The following is a 21,235-nucleotide window of genomic DNA, read 5'->3' as shown; positions in this document are numbered from 1 at the left end:
TCGCGGGGGTGCTGCGCCTGTACAACCTGGCGACCCCCCGCCCCGATCCGCCCGGCGCCGCCTGGCAGGCTCGGCTGCGGCGCGGAGATCACTGTCTCCGGTCATGATCTGCGGTCGGACCGCAGGTTTTGACCCGAAACGGCGATCTTCGCGCGGAGGCAGTGGAGTCGGTTCGCCGCCGAGGCGGCGCGGACCGCGAGCGCCTGCTGCGCACCGTCGAGCTGACCCTGCACCGGCGGCCCTGGGAGTGACCAGGGGCCCTGCCGGGTGAGCAGGGAATCGGGTCCGAGGCTGGGCTGTTCACCCTGACGGGTGATCTGATCGGTCGACGCCGGGTGGGGCCGCGCGCCCGGCCACGGTGACCGCCAGGGGTGACGTCGGCCACGCGAATCGCCGGGTTAGCACGTGTGTTCGTGGCGCGAAACGAGAATGTCGGAGGCCAGGGCTAGAGTTGCCCACGGCACGCGACTGCATTGCGTGCCGAGCGTGTCGTGCTGCTCGACCCATGCCTCTGAGCTGGGGCGTCGCCGTGGCGGACCGCCCTGAAGACATCGCCGAAAGACCGTGTGGGGAGAGCCTGCTGTGAGCGACCGCTTGATCATCCGTGGGGCCCGCGAGCACAACCTGCGCGACGTCAGCCTGGACCTGCCGCGCGAGAAGATGATCGTGTTCACCGGGCTGAGCGGCTCGGGCAAGTCGAGCCTCGCCTTCGACACGATCTTCGCGGAGGGCCAGCGGCGTTACGTCGAGTCCCTGTCCTCGTACGCCCGGCAGTTCCTGGGTCAGATGGACAAGCCCGACGTCGACTTCATCGAGGGCCTGAGCCCGGCGGTCTCCATCGACCAGAAGTCGACCTCACGCAACCCGCGCTCGACCGTGGGCACGATCACCGAGGTGTACGACTACCTGCGCCTGCTGTTCGCCCGGGTGGGCCAGCCGCACTGCCCCGTCTGCGGTCACCTGATCAGCAGGCAGAGCCCGCAGCAGATCGTCGACCGGGTCCTGGCGATGGCCGAGGGCACCCGCTTCCAGGTGCTCGCGCCGGTCATCCGCGGCCGCAAGGGCGAATACCTCGACCTGTTCTCCGACCTGCAGAGCAAGGGCTTCGCACGGGTACGGGTCGACGGCGTGGTCCACCCGCTGACCGAGGTGCCGAAGCTGGCCAAGCAGAAGAAGCACGACATCGAGGTGGTCGTGGACCGCCTCGCCGTCAAGGAGAGCTCGAAGCAGCGGCTCACCGACTCGGTGGAGACCGCGCTCGGCCTGGCCGGCGGCATCCTGATCATGGACTTCGTCGACCTGCCGGAGGACGACGAGCACCGCGAGCGCAAGTTCTCCGAGAACCTGGCCTGCCCCAACGAGCACCAGCTCGGCATCGAGGACCTGGAGCCGCGGGTCTTCTCCTTCAACTCGCCCTACGGCGCGTGCCCCGAGTGCACCGGCCTGGGCACCAAGAAGGAGGTCGACGCGGAGCTGGTCATCCCCGACCCGGAGAAGAGCCTCGCTGAGGGCGCGATCTCCCCCTGGGCGGGCGGCCAGACCATGGAGTACTTCTCCCGTCTGCTGGAGGCGCTGGGCGAGGAGAACGGTTTCGACATGAACACCCCGTGGCGGGCGATCTCGTCGGGGGCGCAGAAGCTGATCCTGCACGGCGCGGAGAACCAGGTCCACGTGCGCTACCGCAACAAGTACGGCCGCGAGCGCTCGTACTACTCCGGCTTCGAGGGTGTGATCACCTGGCTGGAGCGCCGCCACTCCGACACCGAGAGCGAGTGGTCGCGGGAGAAGTACGAGGGCTACATGCGCGAGGTGCCGTGCTCGGTCTGCGCGGGCACCCGGCTCAAGCCCGAGGTGCTGGCGGTGACCCTGGACGGGCGCAACATCGCCGAGCTGTGCGCGCTGTCGGTGGGCGAGGCCGCGGTGGTGCTGGCCGGGCTGGAGCTCGACGACCGGCAGCGCTTCATCGCCGAGCGGGTGCTCAAGGAGATCAACGCGCGGCTGCGCTTCCTGGTCGACGTCGGCCTGGACTACCTGTCGCTGAACCGGCCGTCGGGCTCGCTGTCCGGCGGTGAGGCCCAGCGCATCCGGCTGGCCACGCAGATCGGCTCCGGCCTGGTCGGCGTGCTGTACGTGCTGGACGAGCCGTCGATCGGCCTGCACCAGCGGGACAACCACCGGCTCATCGAGACCCTGGTGCGGCTGCGCGACCTGGGCAACACCCTGATCGTCGTCGAGCACGACGAGGACACCATCCGCACCGCCGACTGGGTCGTGGACATCGGTCCGGGCGCGGGCGAGCACGGCGGCCGCATCGTGCACAGCGGCACGTACGACAAGCTGCTGGTCAACGAGGAGTCGGTGACCGGGGCGTACCTGTCGGGCCGCAGGGAGATCGCGACGCCGCAGCACCGCCGCCCGGCCACGCCCGGCCGCGAGCTGACCGTCGTCGGGGCGCGCGAGCACAACCTGCGCAACGTGTCGGTGGCGTTCCCGCTGGGGCAGTTCATCGCGGTCACCGGCGTGTCCGGGTCGGGCAAGTCGACGCTGGTCAACGACATCCTGTACACGGTGCTGGCGAACCAGATCAACGGCGCGCGCATGGTGCCGGGGCGGCACACCCGGGTCACCGGCCTGGAGCATGTGGACAAGGTCGTCGGCGTGGACCAGTCGCCGATCGGCCGCACCCCGCGCTCGAACCCGGCCACCTACACCGGCGTGTTCGACAACATCCGCAAGCTGTTCGCCGAGACGACCGAGGCGAAGGTGCGCGGCTACGGGCCGGGGCGCTTCTCGTTCAACGTCAAGGGCGGGCGCTGCGAGAACTGCGCCGGCGACGGCACCATCAAGATCGAGATGAACTTCCTGCCGGACGTGTACGTGCCGTGCGAGGTGTGCAAGGGCGCCCGGTACAACCGGGAGACCCTGGAGGTGCACTACAAGGGCAAGACCATCGCCGAGATCCTGGAGATGCCGATCGAGGAGGGGGCCGAGTTCTTCGAGGCCATCCCCGCGATCCACCGCCACCTCAAGACGCTGGTCGACGTCGGCCTGGGTTACGTGCGCCTAGGGCAGAGCGCGCCGACCCTGTCCGGCGGTGAGGCGCAGCGCGTGAAGCTCGCCTCCGAGCTGCAGAAGCGCTCCACCGGCCGCACCGTGTACGTGCTCGACGAGCCGACCACCGGCCTGCACTTCGAGGACATCCGCAAGCTGCTGCTGGTGCTGCAGGGGCTGGTCGACAAGGGCAACACGGTCATCGTCATCGAGCACAACCTCGACGTGATCAAGTCGGCGGACCACCTGATCGACATGGGCCCCGAGGGTGGCCACCGGGGCGGCGGCGTGCTCGCGACCGGCACGCCGGAGCAGCTCGCAGCCGTCGCCGAGAGCTACACCGGCCAGTTCCTGGCCCCCATGCTCGCCAAGGCCCCGGCTGCCCCGGCGACCCCGCCGCGCGCCCGCAAGGCCCGCACCAAGGCTGCCGTCGGCTGACCCCGCAGGAGTCGTGAAGATCGCTGTTTACGGTCAAAGAGTGAGGTCAGGGCCCACTTTCTGGCCGTAGACAGCGATCTTGCAGGCTGCGGTGTGGGAAAATAGTTGAACTCGCAGCTAAATTTCAGAACGGGCCGCTAGGTTGATCAGAGAACTTCTCACCTAGGAAGGCCCCCCATGAGTGACGTGACGACGTCCGGCGCGACCTCGCGCCGGGTCCTGCTGGCCTCCGCGGGCGCTGTCGGCGCCGGCGCCCTGCTCGCCGCGTGTGGCTCCGAGGCGCCCGCGACCACGCCGACCGGTGGGGCGACCACCCCGGGCGCGACCGGCGAGACCACCGGCGCGGGCACCGTGCTCGGCAAGGCGGCGGACATCCCGGTCGGTGGCGGGGTGATCTTCAAGGAGCAGGGCGTCGTGGTGACCCAGCCGACGGCGGGGCAGTACGTGGGGTTCAGCAACATCTGCACGCACCAGAACTGCCCGGTGAGCCAGGTCGAGGCCGGCAAGATCAAGTGCCAGTGCCACTTCAGCGAGTTCTCGATCACCGACGGCTCGGTGCTGAACCCGCCCGCGCCGCGCCCGCTGGACAAGAAGGAGATCAAGGTCGAGAACGGCGAGATCAAGCTCGCCTGACCGTCCCGCCGGGCCGGGTGCCGCGTCCCATGTGGATCGCGGCCCGGCCCCGGGAGGACGGCCGATCGCGGCCCGGAGCAGTGTCGGACTGATCGTCTAGGCTTGGCGGCGTGGCTGATCCGTCCCAGTACCGGCCCGCGCCGGGCACGATTCCCGACGCGCCGGGTGTGTACCGGTTTCGCGACGACCAGGGCCGGATCATCTACGTCGGCAAGGCCAAGAGCCTGCGCAGCCGCCTGAACTCCTACTTCGCCGACGTCTGGACGCTGCACCAGCGCACCCAGCAGATGGTCACCACCGCCGCGGGCGTGGACTGGGTCGTGGTCGGCACCGAGGTCGAGGCGCTCCAGCTGGAGTACTCCTGGATCAAGGAGTACGACCCCCGCTTCAACGTGAAGTACCGCGACGACAAGTCGTACCCGTACCTCGCGGTCACCCTCGACGAGCAGTATCCGCGCCTGCTGGTGATGCGCGGGGCCAAGCGCAAGGGCGTGCGCTACTTCGGCCCCTACTCGCACGCCTGGGCCATCCGGGAGACGCTGGACCTGCTGCTGCGCATCTTCCCGGCGCGCACCTGCTCGGCCGGGGTGTTCAAGCGCGCGGGCCAGATCGGCCGCCCGTGCCTGCTGGGTGACATCGGCAAGTGCTCCGCGCCGTGCGTCGGGCGGGTCAGCGAGGCCGAGCACCGGGGCATCGTCGAGGACTTCTGCGACTTCATGGCCGGGCGCACCGAGAACATGCAGCGCCGCCTGGAGAAGGACATGCAGGAGGCGTCGGCGGCGATGGAGTACGAGCGCGCCGCGCGCCTGCGCGACGACCTGGTCGCCCTGCGCCGGGCGATGGAGAAGCAGTCGATCGTGCTGTCCGACGGCACCGACGCCGACGTGGTCGCCTTCGCCGACGACCCGCTCGAAGCCGCCGTCCAGGTCTTCCACGTACGCGACGGGCGGGTGCGCGGTCAGCGCGGCTGGATCGTGGACAAGACCGAGGAGCTGAGCATCGGCGACCTCGTGCACCACTTCTGCACCCAGATCTACGGCGGCGAGACCGGCGAGTCCGACGTGCCCCGCGAGCTGCTCGTGCCCGAGCTGCCCGCCGACGCCGACGCGCTGACCGAGTGGCTGTCGCAGCACCGGGGCTCGCGGGTGAGCCTGCGGGTGCCGCAGCGCGGGGACAAGAAGACCCTGATGGAGACCGTCGCGCGCAACGCCCTGCAGGCGCTGGCCCAGCACAAGCTGCGCCGGGCCGGTGACCTCACCGCCCGCAGCAAGGCCCTGGAGGAGATCGAGGACGCGCTCGGGCTGGCCGCCGCGCCGCTGCGCATCGAGTGCTACGACATCTCGCAGATCCAGGGCACCGACGTGGTGGCCAGCATGGTCGTGTTCGAGGACGGCGTGCCGAAGAAGTCCGACTACCGCCGGTTCATCATCAAGGGCGCGACCGACGACGTGTCGGCGATCAGCGAGGTGATGCGGCGGCGCTTCGCCCGTTACCTGGCCGAGGGGCCGGTGGACCCGACCGAGGAGGCCGTCGCGGGGCGGCCCCGGCGGTTCGCGTACCCCCCGCAGCTGGTCGTGGTCGACGGCGGCGCGCCGCAGGTCAACGCGGCCGCCGGGGTGCTCACCGCGCTGGGTGTCACCGACGTGGCGATCTGCGGGCTGGCCAAGCGGCTGGAGGAGGTCTGGCTGCCCGACGACGCGATGCCGGTCATCCTGCCCCGCACCGCCGAGGGGTTGTACCTGCTCCAGCGGGTCCGCGACGAGGCGCACCGCTTCGCCATCCGCTTCCACCGGGAGCGGCGCTCGGCCCGGATGACCGCCTCCGACCTCGACAGCGTGCCCGGCCTCGGCGAGATCCGCCGCAAGGCGCTGCTGCGCCACTTCGGCTCGCTCAAACGGCTCTCGGCGGCCAGCGTCGCCGAAATCGCCGAGGTGCCCGGCATCGGCCCGCGCACCGCGGTGGCGGTGCTGACCGCGCTGGGCGTGCCGCCGGAGCCCGCCCCGTCCGGGGAACCCGCGCCCGATCCGGCGGCACCGCCGCCGGCGGCCCCTGTCCGGGGTGCGACGCTGGCCACGGCGGACGAACCCGGCACGCCTGGCTAGGATGTTCTCTCGTTGCCGACATCCGGCGGCAACGTGCCCGCCCGCCACGTGGGGTTCGCTGGACCCGGTGGCCGCCGGTGGGCGGCCGCCCCGGCAGGCGGCGACGACAGCAGTGGGGGCGCACGTGAGCGTGGATACACCAGCCAGGCGCAGCACGCCGGGCGAGCCCGACGAGCAGCAGGGCGAGCCCAGGACGATCGGGGAGGAGTCCGGCGAGGGTCCGGCCACCAACCTGGTCGTGGTCACCGGCGTGTCCGGTGGTGGCCGCAGCACCGTGGCCCGCGCCCTGGAGAACGTCGGCTACTACGTCGTCGACAACCTGCCCCAGGCGCTGCTGGTGCAGCTGGCTGAGCTGGCCGCGAAGGCCGGCGGCGCGGCCCGGCACACCGCGATGGTGCTCGACGTGCGCAGCCGCGTCTTCTCCACCGACCTCGCCGGGGCCATCCGCGACCTGCGCGAGAAGGGCTTCTCGCCGCGCGTGGTCTTCGTCGACGCCGACGACGAGGTGCTGATCCGGCGGTTCGAGAGCGTACGCCGCTCGCACCCCCTGCAGGGCGACGGCCGCCTGTCCGACGGCATCGCCGCCGAGCGCTCGCTGCTGGCCGAGGCCCGCGAGCAGGCCGACGTCCTGATCGACACCTCGCACCTGAACGTGAACCAGCTCCGGGCCCGCGTCGAGGAGCTGTTCGCCAGCCCCGAGGCGCTGCGGCTGCGGGTCACCGTGCTGTCCTTCGGCTTCAAGTACGGGCTGCCGCCCGACGCCGACTTCGTGCTCGACGCCCGCTTCCTGCCCAACCCGTACTGGGTGCCCGAGCTGCGCGAGAGCACCGGCCGCGACGAGGGCGTGAGCCGGTACGTGCTCGGCCAGCGCGGGGCGAACACGTTCGTGGAGACGTACGCCCGGCTGGTGACCGCGACCGCGCCCGGCTTCGAGCGTGAGGGCAAGCGCTACCTGACCGTGGCCGTCGGCTGCACCGGCGGCAAGCACCGCAGCGTCGCCATCGCCGAGGAGCTGGCCAAGCGCCTGCGCGAGCTGCGCGTGGTCGCCCATGCCCAGCACCGCGACCTGGGACGCGAATGAGCATCGGATTTGCGCCGCAGGCAGGCGGCGACCGGATCCGGGTGGTGGCGTTCGGCGGTGGGCACGGGCTGAGCGCGAGCCTGCGCGCGCTGCGGGCGACCGGGCTGCCCCTGGACATCACCGCGGTGGTCACCGTGGCCGACGACGGGGGCTCCAGCGGCCGCATCCGGGCCGGCCGGGACGTACTCCCTCCGGGTGACCTGCGTCAGGCGCTGGCCGCCCTGGCGGGTGACGACGACCTCAGCGACCGCACCGCCCGGCTGATGCAGTACCGCTTCTCCGGCGACGACGAGCTGACCGGGCACCCGGTCGGCAACGTGGTGCTGTGCGGCCTGATGGAGCAGCTCGGCGACCCCGTGGCGGCCCTGGACCAGGTCGGGGCGATGCTGCGCGCGGTGGGCCGGGTGCTGCCCATGTCCAACCGCCCGCTGGGCATCGAGGCCGACCTGGCCGTAGGCGGCGCGCAGGTCACCGTGCGCGGCCAGCACCAGGTCGCGGTAGCCCAGGGCAGGGTGCTCCAGGTGCGGCTGATGCCGCCGGAGCCTGACGCGTGCCCGGAGGCGCTGGCCGCGATCGCCGCCGCGGACTGGCTCGTCTTCGGGCCGGGAAGCTGGTACACCAGCGTCATTCCGCATCTGCTGGTACCGCAGCTCGCCGCTGCCGTCACGCGGAGCGCCGCCCGGCGGTTGGTCACCCTGAACCTCGCGGCCGATTCCGAGACGGTGGGGCTGTCCCTGCCGGACCACCTGGACGCGCTGGGTCGGTACCTCCCGGACCTCAAGGTCGATATTGTTCTGGTCGACAGGAATGCCGTGGGAGACCCCGAACCGGTCGCGAATGCGGCAGAATCACTCGGTGCTCGCATCGCGATCGCGCCGGTGGCCGTCCAGGACGGCACCGCGCGACACGATCCGGTCCGATTGGGCCGCGCACTGGTGCCACTCTTGGGCACCGCTCGTTAAGCACGTACGACACAGCGCACGACACAATTAGGCAATCACAGCCGCGACCGGCCCCGAGGTGACGACACGATGGCGATGACCGCTGCGGTCAAAGACGAGCTCAGCCGGGTCGACGTGCCCAAGCCGTGCTGCCGGCGCGCGGAGATGGCGGCCCTGCTGCGCTTCGCGGGCGGGCTGCACATCGTCTCGGGCCGCGTGGTGGTGGAGGCGGAGCTGGACACCGGCGCGGTGGCCCGGCGGCTGCGCACCACCATCGCCGACCTGTTCGGATACCCGAGCGAGGTGCACATCCTCGCGTCGGGCGGGCTGCGCAAGGGCAGCCACTACATCGTGCGCATCGTCAAGGACGGTGAGGCGCTCGCGCGCCAGACCGGCCTGCTGGACGTGCGCGGGCGGCCCGTACGGGGCCTGCCGCCGAACGTGGTCTCGGCGAGCGTCTGCTGCGCCGTGGCCGCCTGGCGCGGGGCGTTCCTGGCGCACGGCTCGCTGACCGAGCCGGGCCGCTCCTGCGCCCTGGAGATCACCTGCCCGGGGCCCGAGTCGGCGCTGGCGCTGGTCGGCGCGGCGCGGCGGCTCGGCATCACCGCCAAGGCCCGCGAGGTGCGCGGCGTCGACCGGGTCGTGGTCAAGGACGGCGACGCCATCGCCGCGCTGCTCACCCGCATCGGCGCGCACTCCAGCGTGCTGGCCTGGGAGGAGCGCCGGGTGCGCCGCGAGGTGCGGGCGACCGCGAACCGGCTGGCCAACTTCGACGACGCGAACCTGCGCCGCTCGGCGCGGGCGGCCGTCGCCGCCGCGGCCCGGGTCACCCGTGCCCTGGAGATCCTGGCCGACGACGCGCCGGGCCACCTGACCAGCGCGGGCCGCCTGCGCCTGGAGCACCGCCAGGCGTCGCTGGAGGAGCTGGGCGCGCTGGCCGACCCGCCGCTGACCAAGGACGCGATAGCGGGCCGCATAAGGCGTCTGCTCGCCCTCGCCGACAAGCGCGCCCGCGACCTGGGCATCCCCGACACCGAGGCGGCCGTGACCGCCGAGATGCTCACCGTCTGAGCGCCGTACCCCCGAGATCGCCGCGTCCCCCGGGGGCGCGGCGATCTCGCTTGCGGGGTTGGTGGGGATTTGTGTGACAGGGGACACGGGGGTGAAACAAAGACCCCGGCGGGGATGTCCGTCACAGCTCAGCTAGGGTCGGAACAGTACGGCGACGCTGCCGGCAGCTCGGCCGCGACGCCGTCCGCCAGGTGTGCTGGCGGCGTGACCGGGCGAGTGACCTATCGGCCGCCGCACTGGACGTTAATCCCGCCAGTCGGCGCACATGGCGAGGAGATGGGACCTGTGACCATCCGGGTTGGCATCAACGGCTTCGGCCGCATCGGGCGCAACTTCTACCGGGCGCTGCTCGCGTCCGGCGCGGACATCGAGCTGGTCGCCGTGAACGACCTGACCGACAACGCGACCCTGGCGCACCTGCTCAAGTACGACACGATCCTGGGCCGCCTGCCCTACGAGGTGAAGGCGACCGACACCGACCTGACGGTCAACGGCAAGTCCTTCAAGGCGTTCGCCGAGCGCGACCCGGGCAAGCTGCCCTGGGGCGACCTGGGCGCCGACATCGTCATCGAGTCGACGGGTCTGTTCACCGACGCCGCCAAGGCGAAGGTGCACGCCGACAACGGCGCGAAGAAGGTCATCATCTCGGCTCCGGCCAAGGGTGAGGACATCACGATCGTGCTGGGCGTGAACGGCGACAAGTACGACGCCGCCAAGCACACGATCATCTCGAACGCCTCCTGCACCACGAACTGCCTCGCCCCCATGGCGAAGGTCCTGAACGACACGATCGGGATCGAAAAGGGTCTGATGACCACGATCCACGCGTACACCCAGGACCAGAACCTGCAGGACGGCCCGCACAAGGACCTGCGTCGCGCCCGCGCCGCGGCCCTGAACATCGTGCCGACCTCGACCGGTGCCGCCAAGGCCATCGGCCTGGTGCTCCCCGAGCTCAAGGGCAAGCTGGACGGCTTCGCGCTGCGCGTGCCGATCCCGACCGGCTCGGCCACCGACCTCACCTTCACCGCCGCTCGCGAGACGTCGGTCGAAGAGGTCAACGCCGCGATCAAGGCGGCCGCCGAGGGCGCGCTCAAGGGCATCCTGGTCTACACCGAGGACGAGATCGTCTCCTCGGACATCGTGACCGACCCCGCCTCCTGCATCTTCGACGCCGGCCTGACCAAGGTCATCGGCAACCAGGTGAAGGTCGTCGGCTGGTACGACAACGAGTGGGGCTACTCCAACCGCCTCGTTGACCTCACCAAGCTCGTGGGCGCCTCGCTGTAATGCACGCACCTGGCATGAAAAGCCTCGAAGAGCTGCTTGACCAGGGCGTATCGGGTCGGCGCGTGCTCGTGCGCGCCGACCTGAACGTGCCCTTCGTCAAGGACAGCCCCGGACAGATCGCCGACGACGGCCGCATCCGGGCGGTGCTGCCGACCATCACGGCGCTGCGCGACGCGGGCGCCTCGGTGATCGTCATGTCGCACCTGGGCCGCCCCAAGGGTGAGCCCGACCCGAAGTTCTCGCTCGCGCCCGTCGCGGTGCGCTTCGAGGAGCTGCTCGGCTCGCCGGTGGCCTTCGCCGCCGACACCGTCGGCGACTCGGCGCAGTCCGCGGTGGCGGCGCTGACCGGCGGCGGCGTGGTGCTGCTGGAGAACCTGCGCTTCAACGCGGGGGAGACCAGCAAGGACGACGCCGTGCGCGGCGCGTTCGCCGACCAGCTGGCGGCGTTCGGCGACGTGTACGTCGACGACGCCTTCGGCGCGGTGCACCGCAAGCACGCCAGCGTCTACGACATCGCCTCCCGGCTCCCGCACTACGCGGGCGGCCTGGTGCTGCGCGAGGTCGAGGTGCTCAAGCGGCTCACCGAGGACCCGGCCACGCCGTACGTGGTCATCCTCGGCGGCTCGAAGGTCTCCGACAAGCTCGCCGTGATCGAGGCGCTGCTGGGCAAGGCCGACAAGCTGCTCATCGGCGGCGGCATGTGCTTCACCTTCCTCAAGGCCCAGGGCCACGAGGTCGGCGCGTCGCTGCTGCAGGAGGAGATGCTCGACACCTGCCGTGACCTGCTGGCCCGCGCCGGCGACCGGATCGTGCTGCCGACCGACGTGGTGGTGGCCGACAAGTTCGCCGCCGACGCGCGGACCGACACCGTCGCGGCGACCGCGATCCCGGCCGGCTGGCTCGGCCTGGACATCGGCCCGCAGTCGGTGGCGCTGTTCACCGAGGCGCTGTCCGGCGCGAAGACGGTCTTCTGGAACGGCCCGATGGGCGTGTTCGAGCTGGCCCCGTTCGCGAACGGCACCCGCGGGGTGGCCGAGGCCATCACCAAGGTCGACGGCTTCACCGTGGTCGGCGGCGGCGACTCGGCCGCGGCCGTACGCGCGCTCGGCCTGGACGACGCCGCGTTCGGCCACATCTCCACGGGCGGCGGCGCGTCGCTGGAGTACCTCGAGGGCAAGTCCCTGCCCGGTCTCGAAGCCCTGGAGGCGTGAGCATGGCGGACGTCAAGCGCCGGCCCCTGATGGCCGGCAACTGGAAGATGAACCTCAACCACCTCGAAGCCATCGCGCTCGTGCAGAAGCTGGCCTTCAGCCTGACCGAGAAGCAGCTCGAGGAGGTCGAGGCCGCGGTGCTGCCGCCGTTCACCGACATCCGCAGCGTGCAGACGCTGGTGGACGGCGACCGGCTGCTCATCAAGTACGGCGCGCAGGACATCTCGGCGCACGCCTCCGGCGCGTACACCGGGGAGATCTCGGGTGCGATGCTGGCCAAGCTGGGCTGCTCGTTCGTGACGGTCGGCCACTCGGAGCGGCGGCAGTACCACGCCGAGTCCGACGCGCTGGTCAACGCGAAGGTGAAGGCCGCGCTGGGCAGCGACATCACGCCGATCCTGTGCGTGGGCGAGGGCCTGGACATCCGCGAGAAGGGCGAGCACGTCGAGTACACGCTCGCGCAGCTCGACGGCGGCCTGGCCGGGCTCACCCCGGCCCAGGTGGAGAAGGTCGTGGTGGCGTACGAGCCGGTCTGGGCGATCGGCACCGGCAAGACCGCCACGCCCGAGGACGCCCAGGAGGTCATCGGGGCGATCCGCGCGCAGCTGGCCAAGACGCAGGGCGAGTCCACCGCGCAGGCGGTGCGGGTGCTCTACGGCGGCTCGGTGAAGGCGGGCAACGTCGCCGCGATCATGGCGCAGCCCGACATCGACGGTGCGCTGGTCGGCGGGGCGAGTCTCGACGCCGACGAGTTCACCCGCCTCGTCCGGCTCGGCCTCTGACCGCACCACCACCCGCCGAGCGGGTGTGTTTCTCGCACAGGACCCCGGGCCATCCGCCCGGGGTCCTGTCGTCGGTCCAGACGCCGACCGTTCCTTCCGGGTGCGCAGGGTGATCATGCGAACGCGTTGCGTCCGGCCTGTTGGCGCCGCATAACGAATCTCCCCGCCCCACTTCTGGTCGTGCGGTCGGTCCGCCTAGAGTGTGGCGAGCTACCACCCCCGGATCACCCACCCCTGGATTCTTGGCGGACGCGCGAGGGCGCGGGACCGCCGGGAGGACGACCATGCCTGACCTCTCGATGTCGCCGGTCCGTGCGTCTACGCGGGCGAGCCGTGCGCGCCGCCGCCTCGTCGCGGCAGCCGCCGCGGTGACCCTGCTCGGTGTCGCCTCCGCCTGTGACTCGGCCGCCGACGCGAATGACACGATCACGCAAGGCGGCACCCTGCGTGTGGTGCTCCCGGCCCTGCCGGACCACCTGGACCCGCAGAAGATCGCGGCGGCGATGGACGCGAACATCAGCCGCCTGATCTCCCGCACGCTGACCACGTACAAGGCGGAGCCGGGCACGGCCAGCAGCGAGCTGGTCCCCGACCTCGCCACCGACCTGGGCCGGCCGAGCGAGAACAACACGGTCTGGGAGTTCAAGCTGCGCGAGGGGGTGAAGTGGGAGGACGGCACCGCCGTCAGCTGCCAGCAGCTCAAGTACGGCGTGGAGCGCAACTTCGCCAAGGTGTTCGACTCGGGCCTGCCCTATGCCGAGCTGATGCTGGCCGACAACGCGACCCCGTACGAGGGCCCGTACAGCGGCAAGGAACTGGACTCGGTCAGCTGCGAGGACACCCGGACCATCAAGTTCCGGCTCAAGCAGCCCGCGGGCGACTTCAACTACACGGTGGCGCTGTCCATCTTCTCGCCGTCCATGCCGGGCGCCGACGGGGACAAGGACGCCTACGACATGCGCCCGCTGGCCACCGGCCCGTACCGGGTGGAGCCGCGGCAGAAGGACGCGAAGTCGTTCACGCTGGTGCGCAACGAGCACTGGTCGTCGAGCCTGGACTCGGTCCGCAAGGCGCACCCTGACAAGATCGTGTTCGTGGTCGACTCCAACGACCCGGCCGTGACCAACGGGCTGATCCAGGACCAGGGCTCCGACCGCAACACGATCATGCTGCAGACCAACGTCGCGCCGAACTTCCTGCAGCAGGTGATCAACGACCCGAAGCTGTCGCAGCGGGTGGCCCAGGGCCCCTCCGGCGCGGTCCGCTACTTCGCGATCAACACGCAGATGGTCAAGAACCTCGACTGCCGCAAGGCCCTGGCGTACGCGTTCAACAAGCGCAAGTACCGGCAGGCGATGGGCGGCTCGGTGATCGGCGACCTGGCGACCTCGATGATCCCGCCGAACCTGGCGGCGCACGCGAAGTTCGACCACTACAACACGCTGACCGACAGCGACGGTGACGAGGACGCGGCCCTCAAGCTCATCGACAAGGCGAAGAAGGACGGCTCGCCCTGCCCGGAGAAGGTGAAGGTGGCGCTGCCCGACAACGACACCATCGCCCGCTACGTCAAGACGATGGTCGACGCGTACGTGCGGGTCGGCATCAAGGTCGAGCTGAACCGCCTGCCCGCCCAGACGTACTTCGGCCTGATCGCCGACATCGGCCACGGCAACCACCTGGTGTACGCGGGCTGGATCCCGGACTGGGCGAACGGCTCGGCGGTCATCCCGCCGCTGTTCGACGGCGCGCTGGTCAAGCCGAGCGGCGAGCAGAGCGGCTCGAACTACTCGTTCCTGAACGACGCGGACATCAACAAGGCGATGGCCGACGCGATGGCCGAGGACGACCTGAACCGGCAGTACAAGCTGTGGGGCGAGATCGACAGCCGGCTGTCGGAGATGGCCGTGACCATCCCCGTGCTGTACCCCAAATCGATCCGGATGTACGGTTCCAACGTCGCCGGAGCGTTCATCCACTCCCAGTTCGGGGCCCCGGACCTGGCTTCGCTGGGTCTGAAGGACCCCTCGATCCCGGTGGATGTGACCTCCTCCGGCTCCTAGCCGGTACGATGGACCGCTATTGTTGACCGACACCCAAGGCCGCGCGAGCGGCCACCGAGCCTAAGGACACCTGCTCATGCCGATCGGCTTCGCCTACACGTTGATCGTGTTGCTGATCATCACCAGCGCCCTGCTGACGATGCTGGTCCTGCTGCACCGGGGCAAGGGCGGCGGTCTGTCCAGCATGTTCGGCGGCGGTGTGTCGTCGAGCCTGGCCGGGTCGTCGGTTGCCGAGAAGAACCTCGACCGCTACACCGTCCTGGTGGGCATCGTCTGGTTCGCCTGCATCGTCGGTCTCGGTCTCTGGCTGAAGCTCGAGATGGCTGCCGGCGCCGTCAGCTGACAGCAGACACGCGAAAGGGCGGCTGACCTCGGTCAGCCGCCCTTTCCGCGTCCTGTTCAGCCCGCGGTGCGGGCGTGCTCCGGCACCTGCGCCGCCGCGGCGGCGTCCAGCAGCCAGACCGTCTGGGCCGTGCCGTGCACCATCGCCGCGGGCAGCCCCGAGGCCCCGGCCAGCGCCGCGGCGACCGGGCCCGCCTTGTCCGGACCGGCCGCGATCAGCCAGACCTGGGAGGCGGTGTTGATCGCGGGCAGGGTGAGCGTGGTGCGCACCGGCGGCGGCTTGGGGCTGTTGCGGACCGCGCTGACCGGCCTGGACTCGGCCGCCACCGGGTGCTCCGGGAACACCGAGGCCACGTGGCCGTCCTCGCCGACGCCGAGCAGCAGCACGTCGAAGGGCGGCAGGCCGGGTGCGCCCGCCGCCCGCGTCAGCTCCGCCGTGTACCGGGCGGCCGCCAGTTCGGGATCAGGGCCGTCGGGACCGTCGGAGGGTGGCATCGGGTGCACCCGGGCCGGGTCGAGCGGCAGCGCGTCCAGCAGGGCCTCGCGCGCCTGGGTCTCGTTGCGGTCCGGGTCCCCGGCGGGCAGGAAACGCTCGTCGCCCCACCACAGGTCCACCCGTGACCAGTCGACCGCGTCGCGCGCCGGGTCGGCCACCACCGCCCGGTACACCGCGCCGGCGACCCGGCCGCCGGTCAGCACCGCGCCGGCGTGGCCCCGCTCGGCCTGGACGTCGCGCAGCCGCGCCAGCAGCCGCACGGCCACCGCCTCGGCGAGCGCCGCCGGGTCCGGGTGGACCTCCACGATCCGCTGGGTCATGCGGCCACCGGCTCCCACGCCGGGTCCTGCCAGATGTGGGTACGGGTCGAGGCCCGGTCGCCCAGGTTCGCCACGCCCGTGGCCGCCGACAGCGCCGCCGCGTACGGCTGGTCGGCGTCCAGGCGCTGCAGCTCCTCGGCCAGCACCTCGCCGAGGCGGCGTTCCACCAGCGGCAGCACCTGGTCCAGCGAGCCGGACTTGCGCAGCAGCGCCATCCCGTCGCCGGTCGCGTGCAGGCTCAGCGAGCCGCCGTCGGCCAGCGCGAAATCGACCCCGTGCAGCGGCCCGGACACCTCGGCCAGCTGCACCGGCACCCCCATCCGGGCCACGATCCAGCCGCGCAGCAGCGCGCCCAGCGGGTCGCCCGCGGCGGCGTGCACCGTGGCCGACAGCGCGCCCGACGACGCGGTGTCGAACGCGCCCGCGATGAGCGAACGCCACGGGGTAAGCCGGGTCCAGGACAGGTCGGTGTCGCCGGGGGCGTAGTCCACCGCCCGCTGGTGCAGCGCTGCGGCGGGGTCGGGGCACTGGGCGATGTCGGTGATCCGGCGCTCCGCGACGACGCCCAGCGGGTCGTACGCGATGTGCTCGGGCGGGCAGCCGTGCCACCAGGTGACCACCGGCACGTCCGGGGCCAGCAGCGGCATGACCACCGACTCGCTGTGCAGGGCGAGGCGGCCGTGCATGCGCATGATGACGGCCTCGCACGGCCCGAGCCGGCCGCCGACGACGATCTCGGCGTCGAGCCGGTTCTTGGCCATCGCGGTCGTCCCGTCGACGCCCGCGACCGGGCCGCGGGTGACCACGAGCAGGCGGCAGGGGTGCGACGCGGCAGCGATGGTGGCCGCGTCCTCGACCTGGCGCACCCGGCCCTCGTCCACGACGACGACCAGGTTGAGGGCGAGCCCGCTGGCGACGCCGCCCGCGTTGCGCCGCTCCGAGGCGAGCTTGCGCACGACCTCGTTACCGGTGGTGTCCCACAGGGCTAGCATTGCGTCCCTCTCCCAGAAAGGTCTGAATTCATGCCCGCCGCCAGGTGCGGCCCTCGCGGGCCAGCATCTCGTCGGCCTCGCGCGGACCCCACTCGCCGGCCCGGTACGTCGCGGGCTTGGTGCCCGCCCAGGCGTCCTCCAGCGGGTCGATGATGCGCCAGCCCTCCTCGACCTCGGCGGCGTCCGGGAACAGCGTCCGGTCGCCGAGCAGCACGTCGAGGATGAGCCGCTCGTACGCCTCGGGGCTGGATTCGGTGAACGCCTCGCCGTAGGCGAAGTCCATGGTGATGTCGCGCAGCTCCATCTGGGTGCCGGGCACCTTGGAGCCGAACTTCAGCATCACGCCCTCGTCCGGCTGGACCCGGATGACCAGCTGGTTGTTGCCCAGCAGCTCCACGTCCTCGGGGTAGAACGGCAGGTGCGGCGCCTTCTTGAACAGCACGGCCAGCTCGGTGACCCGGCGCGGCAGGCGCTTGCCCGCCCGGATGTAGAACGGCACCCCGGCCCAGCGCCGGTTCTTGATGGTCAGCCGCACCGCCGCGTACGTCTCGGTGTTCGAGTCCGGCGGGACGTCCGACTCCTCCAGGTAACCCGGCACCCGCGCGCCGGCCACCCAGCCGGTCAGGTACTGCCCGCGTACCGTTTCGGCGGTCACGTCCTTGGGCGGCACCACGGCCCGCAGCACCTTCAGCTTCTCCGCGCGGATCTCGGAGGCGTCGAACGTGGTCGGCTCCTCCATCGCGACCAGCGCCAGCAGCTGCATCAGGTGGTTCTGCATGACGTCGCGGGCCGCGCCGGTCGCGTCGTAGAAACCGGCCCGGGTGCCGATGCCGACGTCCTCGGCCATCGTGATCTGCACCGAGTCGACGTACTTGGAGTTCCACATGGGCTCGAACAGCGAGTTCGCGAAGCGCAGCGCCAGGATGTTCTGGACCGTCTCCTTGCCCAGGTAGTGGTCGATGCGGAAGACGTCCTCGGCGGTGACCACGTCGTCGACCAGGTCGTTGAGCGCCTTGGCCGACTCCAGGTCCTCGCCGAACGGCTTCTCCACCACGACCCGCCGCCAGCCGCCCGACCGGGCGTTGTCGGCCATCCCGGTGCGCTCCAGCTGCTTGAGCACGGTCGGGAAGGCCGCCGGGGGGATCGACAGGTAGAACGCGGCGTTGCCCTGGATGCCGTGCGAGTCGCGCAGCTCGTTCAGGCAGTCGTGCAGCCGGTCGAACGCGGCGTCGTCGTCGAACGCGCCGCCGACGAAGCGGAAGTTGCCCGCCAGCCGGGCCCAGACCTCCTCGCGCCACGGGGTACGCGCGTGCTCCATGGCCGCGGTGCGGGCCACGTTCTCGAAGTCGCCGTCGCCCCAGTCACGCCGGGCGAACCCGGCGATCACGAAGCCGGGCGGCAGCAGGCCCCGGTTGGCCAGGTCGTACACGGCGGGGATGAGCTTCTTGCGGGCGAGGTCACCGGTGACCCCGAAGATGACGAGCGCGCATGGCTCCGGGACCCGCGGCAGTCGGCGGTCCTGGGGGTCCCGCAGCGGATTGACCCGCTGCGGGTCGGACGACACGGTCACGTGACGTCACCTCTCCTTGTGGGACTGGAGGCGGGCCGCCACGTCCAGCAGCTGGGCGATGCCCTTGGCCCGGTCGGTCAGGTGCAGGTGCAGCAGCGGGCGGTCCCGCCCGGACAGCGCCTGCCGGTCGCCCGCGGCCTGCGCCGCCTGCAGCTGACCGAAGGTGTACGGCCTGCCCGGCACGGCCAGATCCGCGGCCGCGTCACCGGTGATCTGCAGGAACGCCCCGGCCTGCGGGCCGCCCTTGTGGTACTGGCCGGTCGAGTGCAGGAAACGCGGCGCCCAGCCGAACGTCACCGGGCGGCCCGACGCGGCGGCCAGCAGCTCGCGCAGCTTGGCGGTGTCGGCGTCGGCGAACCGGTCCAGGTAGGCCATGACGGCGAGGTAGCCGTGCTCGCCGGTGGCCCCGAGCAGGGCGCGCAGGGCGCCTTCCAGCGACGCCGTCTCCAGGGAGTTCGCCTCGCCGTACCCGACGATCGCGCCCTCGGTGAACGACGGCGTCGCCGCCGGCAGTCCCTCGTCGAGGATCTTGTTGGTGTTCTGCTTGGACTCGGTGACGTTGGGCTGGTCGAACGGGTCGATGCCGAGCACTCGCCCGGCCACCGCGGTCGCCACCTCCCAGCACAGGAACTGCGCGCCGAGCGGCCCGTTGACCGAGACGTGCGGGACCACGCCGCTGCCCGGCACCGCGCCGACGCCCAGCGCGCCGCCGATGGTGGCGGTCAGCACGTCGGAGCCGGTCGCCCCGGCGCTGATCGGGGTCTCGACCACGACTGGCAGGATGCCCGAGCCCTGCTTGCCGGTGGACTCGGCGATCAGCTGCTCGGCCCAGTCGCCCAGGCCGGTGATGCCGCTGCCGTCGTCGACCAGCGCGAGCTTGTCGCGGCCCCGCAGAGCCGCCGCGCCCAGCACCGCGCCGAGCGTGAACGCCGGGTTGCCGGTGTCGCCGGTCAGCGTGGTCGCGAACTCCTCCGCCTGGTCCAGCAGCTCGGCCACGTCCACCCCGGCCAGCGCCGTCGGCACCATGCCGAACGCGGTCAGCGCGGCGTAGCGGCCGCCCACGTCCGGGTCGGCCAGCAGCACGAACGCGCCCATCTCGCGCCCGGTCGCCTCCAGCGGCGAGCCGGGGTCGGTGACGACCACGAAGTGCCGGCCCGCCTCGGCCGGGCTGAGCCCGGAGTCGAGGAACGCCTGCAGGTACGCCCGGCGGTGGCTGTCGGTCTCCACGGTGCCGCCGGACTTGCTCGACACCACCACCACGGTGCGGTCGAGCCGGTCGGCCAGCGCCGTGGCCAGCTGGCCCGGATCGGTGGTGTCCAGCACGGTCAGCCGCTTGCCCAGGGTCAGCGCGATGACCTCGGGAGCCAGCGAGGAGCCGCCCATGCCGGCCAGCACCACGTGGTCCAGGTCGGCCAGCTCCTCGCACAGCTCGGCGAGCTGCGGCAGCAGGTCCCGGCTGCGCTGGAACGTGTCCACCCAGCCCAGCCGGATCGCGGCCTCGGCCTGCGCGTCCGGGCCCCACAGCGTGGCGTCCTTGGCGGCCAGCTTCGCGGGCACGCCGTCGGCCAGCAGCTGCGCCAGCACCGGTTCGGCGGCGGCGGCGACCTCACGGGCCACCCGCACGGTCAACCCGCCGCCGAACACGACCTCTTCAATGCTCTCGCTCACGCCTTCTCCTCGCTGCGCTCGTCGGCAGCGTGAAGAACCTGCGACATGGTTCGCTCGCTCCGCTCGCTCACGCCTGCTCCAGCTTCGCCTGCACGCCCGCGAGCAGTTCTTTCCAGCTGGCGTCGAACTTCGCCACGCCGTCGCGCTCCAGGAACTCCACGACGTCGTCGTAGTCGACGCCCACCGCGCGCAGCCCGTCGATGGCCATCTCGGCCGACTGCAGGTTGCCGGTGATGGTGTCGCCGGGCACCTTGCCGTGGTCGGCGAAGGCCTTCATGGTCTTCTCCGGCATGGTGTTGACCGTGTTCGGCGCGATCAGCTGCTCGACGTAGAGCGTGTCCGGGTACGCCTCGTTCTTGGTGCCGGTGGAGGCCCACAGCGGGCGCTGCGGCTTGGCCCCGGCGGCCTTGAGGGCGGCCCAGCGCTGGCCGTTGACGACCTCGAGGTGCGCGCCGTACGCGAGCCGCGCGTTGGCGACCGCGGCCTGCCCGCGCAGGGCGAGCGCGTCCGGGGTGCCGATCTTCTCCAGCCGCTTGTCGATCTCGGTGTCGAAGCGCGACACGAAGAACGACGCGACGGACTCGATCTTCGAGATGTCGTGCCCGTTGGCCTTCGCCTGCTCCAGACCGGCCAGCCAGGCGTCCATCACCGCGCGGTAGCGCTCCAGCGAGAAGATCAGCGTCACGTTGACGCTGATGCCCTCGGCCAGCGTCGCCGTGATCGCGGGCAGGCCGGCCCGGGTTGCCGGGATCTTGATGAACAGGTTGGGCCGGTCGACGAGCCACCACAGCTGCTTGGCCTCGGCGATGGTCGGCTCGGTCTGGTCGGCCAGCCGCGGGTCGACCTCGATGGACACCCGGCCGTCGACGCCGTCCGAGGCGTCGAACGCCGGGCGCATCACGTCACACGCCCAGCGGATGTCGTACGTGGTGAGCATGCGCACGGCCTCGTCGACCGACACCCCGCGCACCTTCAGGTCGTGCAGCTGCACGTCGTAGTCGTCGCTGCCGCCCAGCGCGCCCGCGAAGATGGTCGGGTTGCTGGTCACGCCGACGACGTGGGACTCGTCGACCAGCTTGCTCAGGGCCGTGTGCGAGCCGCCCGCGGTGAGCCGCTCACGGGAGATGTCGTCGAGCCATACCGCCACGCCCGCGGCGGAGAGTTCGCCCAGTGCGTCAGTCATA

At 71.4% G+C, this 21,235-nt stretch carries 16 protein-coding genes; 11 read left to right on the top strand and 5 right to left on the bottom strand.

Features of this window, described 5'->3' with window-relative positions:
* Nucleotides 1-582: 582 nt before the first annotated feature.
* From uvrA to secG, 11 genes are all read left to right on the top strand, one after another.
* Entirely contained in the window at nt 583-3,489 is a 2,907-nt protein-coding gene (gene uvrA, locus HAV40_RS36750) for an excinuclease ABC subunit UvrA (protein ID WP_166388920.1), read from the top strand.
* A 177-nt stretch (nt 3,490-3,666) separates the two neighbouring features.
* Complete coding sequence (locus HAV40_RS36745) at nt 3,667-4,122, top strand: Rieske (2Fe-2S) protein (RefSeq protein WP_166388919.1); 456 nt, start codon at nt 3,667-3,669, stop codon at nt 4,120-4,122.
* A 110-nt stretch (nt 4,123-4,232) separates the two neighbouring features.
* Nucleotides 4,233-6,224, top strand: a complete 1,992-nt coding sequence (gene uvrC / locus HAV40_RS36740; protein WP_166388918.1) for an excinuclease ABC subunit UvrC — start codon at nt 4,233-4,235, stop codon at nt 6,222-6,224.
* Nucleotides 6,225-6,420: 196 nt separating this feature from the next.
* The gene (gene rapZ, locus HAV40_RS36735) at nt 6,421-7,305 is read left to right on the top strand and encodes an RNase adapter RapZ (protein ID WP_166388928.1); all 885 of its coding nucleotides are present in this window, start codon (nt 6,421-6,423) and stop codon (nt 7,303-7,305) included.
* Complete coding sequence (locus HAV40_RS36730) at nt 7,302-8,267, top strand: gluconeogenesis factor YvcK family protein (protein WP_166388917.1); 966 nt, start codon at nt 7,302-7,304, stop codon at nt 8,265-8,267. Before rapZ ends, HAV40_RS36730 begins: the two co-directional genes overlap by 4 nt.
* Nucleotides 8,268-8,336: 69 nt before the next feature.
* Nucleotides 8,337-9,317, top strand: coding sequence for a DNA-binding protein WhiA (whiA, locus tag HAV40_RS36725; protein WP_120315989.1), 981 nt, complete (start codon nt 8,337-8,339; stop codon nt 9,315-9,317).
* A gap of 285 nt (nt 9,318-9,602) precedes the next feature.
* Nucleotides 9,603-10,607: a type I glyceraldehyde-3-phosphate dehydrogenase gene (gene gap, locus HAV40_RS36720; RefSeq protein WP_166388916.1), complete on the top strand. Its 1,005-nt coding sequence runs from the start codon at nt 9,603-9,605 to the stop codon at nt 10,605-10,607.
* Nucleotides 10,608-10,621: 14 nt separating this feature from the next.
* Entirely contained in the window at nt 10,622-11,818 is a 1,197-nt protein-coding gene (locus HAV40_RS36715) for a phosphoglycerate kinase (RefSeq protein ID WP_166388915.1), read from the top strand.
* 2 nt (nt 11,819-11,820) lie between these two features.
* Complete coding sequence (gene tpiA, locus HAV40_RS36710; protein WP_166388914.1) at nt 11,821-12,600, top strand: triose-phosphate isomerase; 780 nt, start codon at nt 11,821-11,823, stop codon at nt 12,598-12,600.
* Between the two features lie 284 nt (nt 12,601-12,884).
* Complete coding sequence (locus HAV40_RS36705; RefSeq protein ID WP_166388913.1) at nt 12,885-14,663, top strand: ABC transporter substrate-binding protein; 1,779 nt, start codon at nt 12,885-12,887, stop codon at nt 14,661-14,663.
* Between the two features lie 76 nt (nt 14,664-14,739).
* Nucleotides 14,740-15,006: a preprotein translocase subunit SecG gene (gene secG, locus HAV40_RS36700; protein ID WP_166388912.1), complete on the top strand. Its 267-nt coding sequence runs from the start codon at nt 14,740-14,742 to the stop codon at nt 15,004-15,006.
* A 56-nt stretch (nt 15,007-15,062) separates the two neighbouring features.
* Here the strand turns inward: secG and pgl are convergent, their stop codons facing one another.
* The 5 genes from pgl to tal form a co-directional block, all read right to left on the bottom strand.
* Nucleotides 15,063-15,821, bottom strand: coding sequence for a 6-phosphogluconolactonase (pgl, locus tag HAV40_RS36695; protein WP_166388911.1), 759 nt, complete (start codon nt 15,819-15,821; stop codon nt 15,063-15,065).
* Entirely contained in the window at nt 15,818-16,813 is a 996-nt protein-coding gene (locus HAV40_RS36690; RefSeq protein WP_166388910.1) for a glucose-6-phosphate dehydrogenase assembly protein OpcA, read from the bottom strand. Before HAV40_RS36690 ends, pgl begins: the two co-directional genes overlap by 4 nt.
* A gap of 28 nt (nt 16,814-16,841) precedes the next feature.
* On the bottom strand, nt 16,842-18,377 hold the full coding sequence (zwf, locus tag HAV40_RS36685; RefSeq protein WP_166388927.1) for a glucose-6-phosphate dehydrogenase: 1,536 nt from the start codon (nt 18,375-18,377) through the stop codon (nt 16,842-16,844).
* Nucleotides 18,378-18,389: 12 nt separating this feature from the next.
* Nucleotides 18,390-20,051: a glucose-6-phosphate isomerase gene (locus tag HAV40_RS36680; protein WP_409364923.1), complete on the bottom strand. Its 1,662-nt coding sequence runs from the start codon at nt 20,049-20,051 to the stop codon at nt 18,390-18,392.
* A 67-nt stretch (nt 20,052-20,118) separates the two neighbouring features.
* A complete protein-coding gene (gene tal, locus HAV40_RS36675; protein ID WP_166388909.1) occupies nt 20,119-21,234 on the bottom strand; it encodes a transaldolase in 1,116 nt (371 codons plus the stop codon).
* Nucleotide 21,235: the final 1 nt, after the last annotated feature.

The organism is Catellatospora methionotrophica (assembly GCF_011297335.1).
GTDB classification, from domain to species: Bacteria; Actinomycetota; Actinomycetes; order Mycobacteriales; family Micromonosporaceae; genus Catellatospora; species Catellatospora methionotrophica.
Note: the sequence above shows the minus strand (reverse complement) of the source record. Positions and strands in the feature narration are given on the sequence as shown.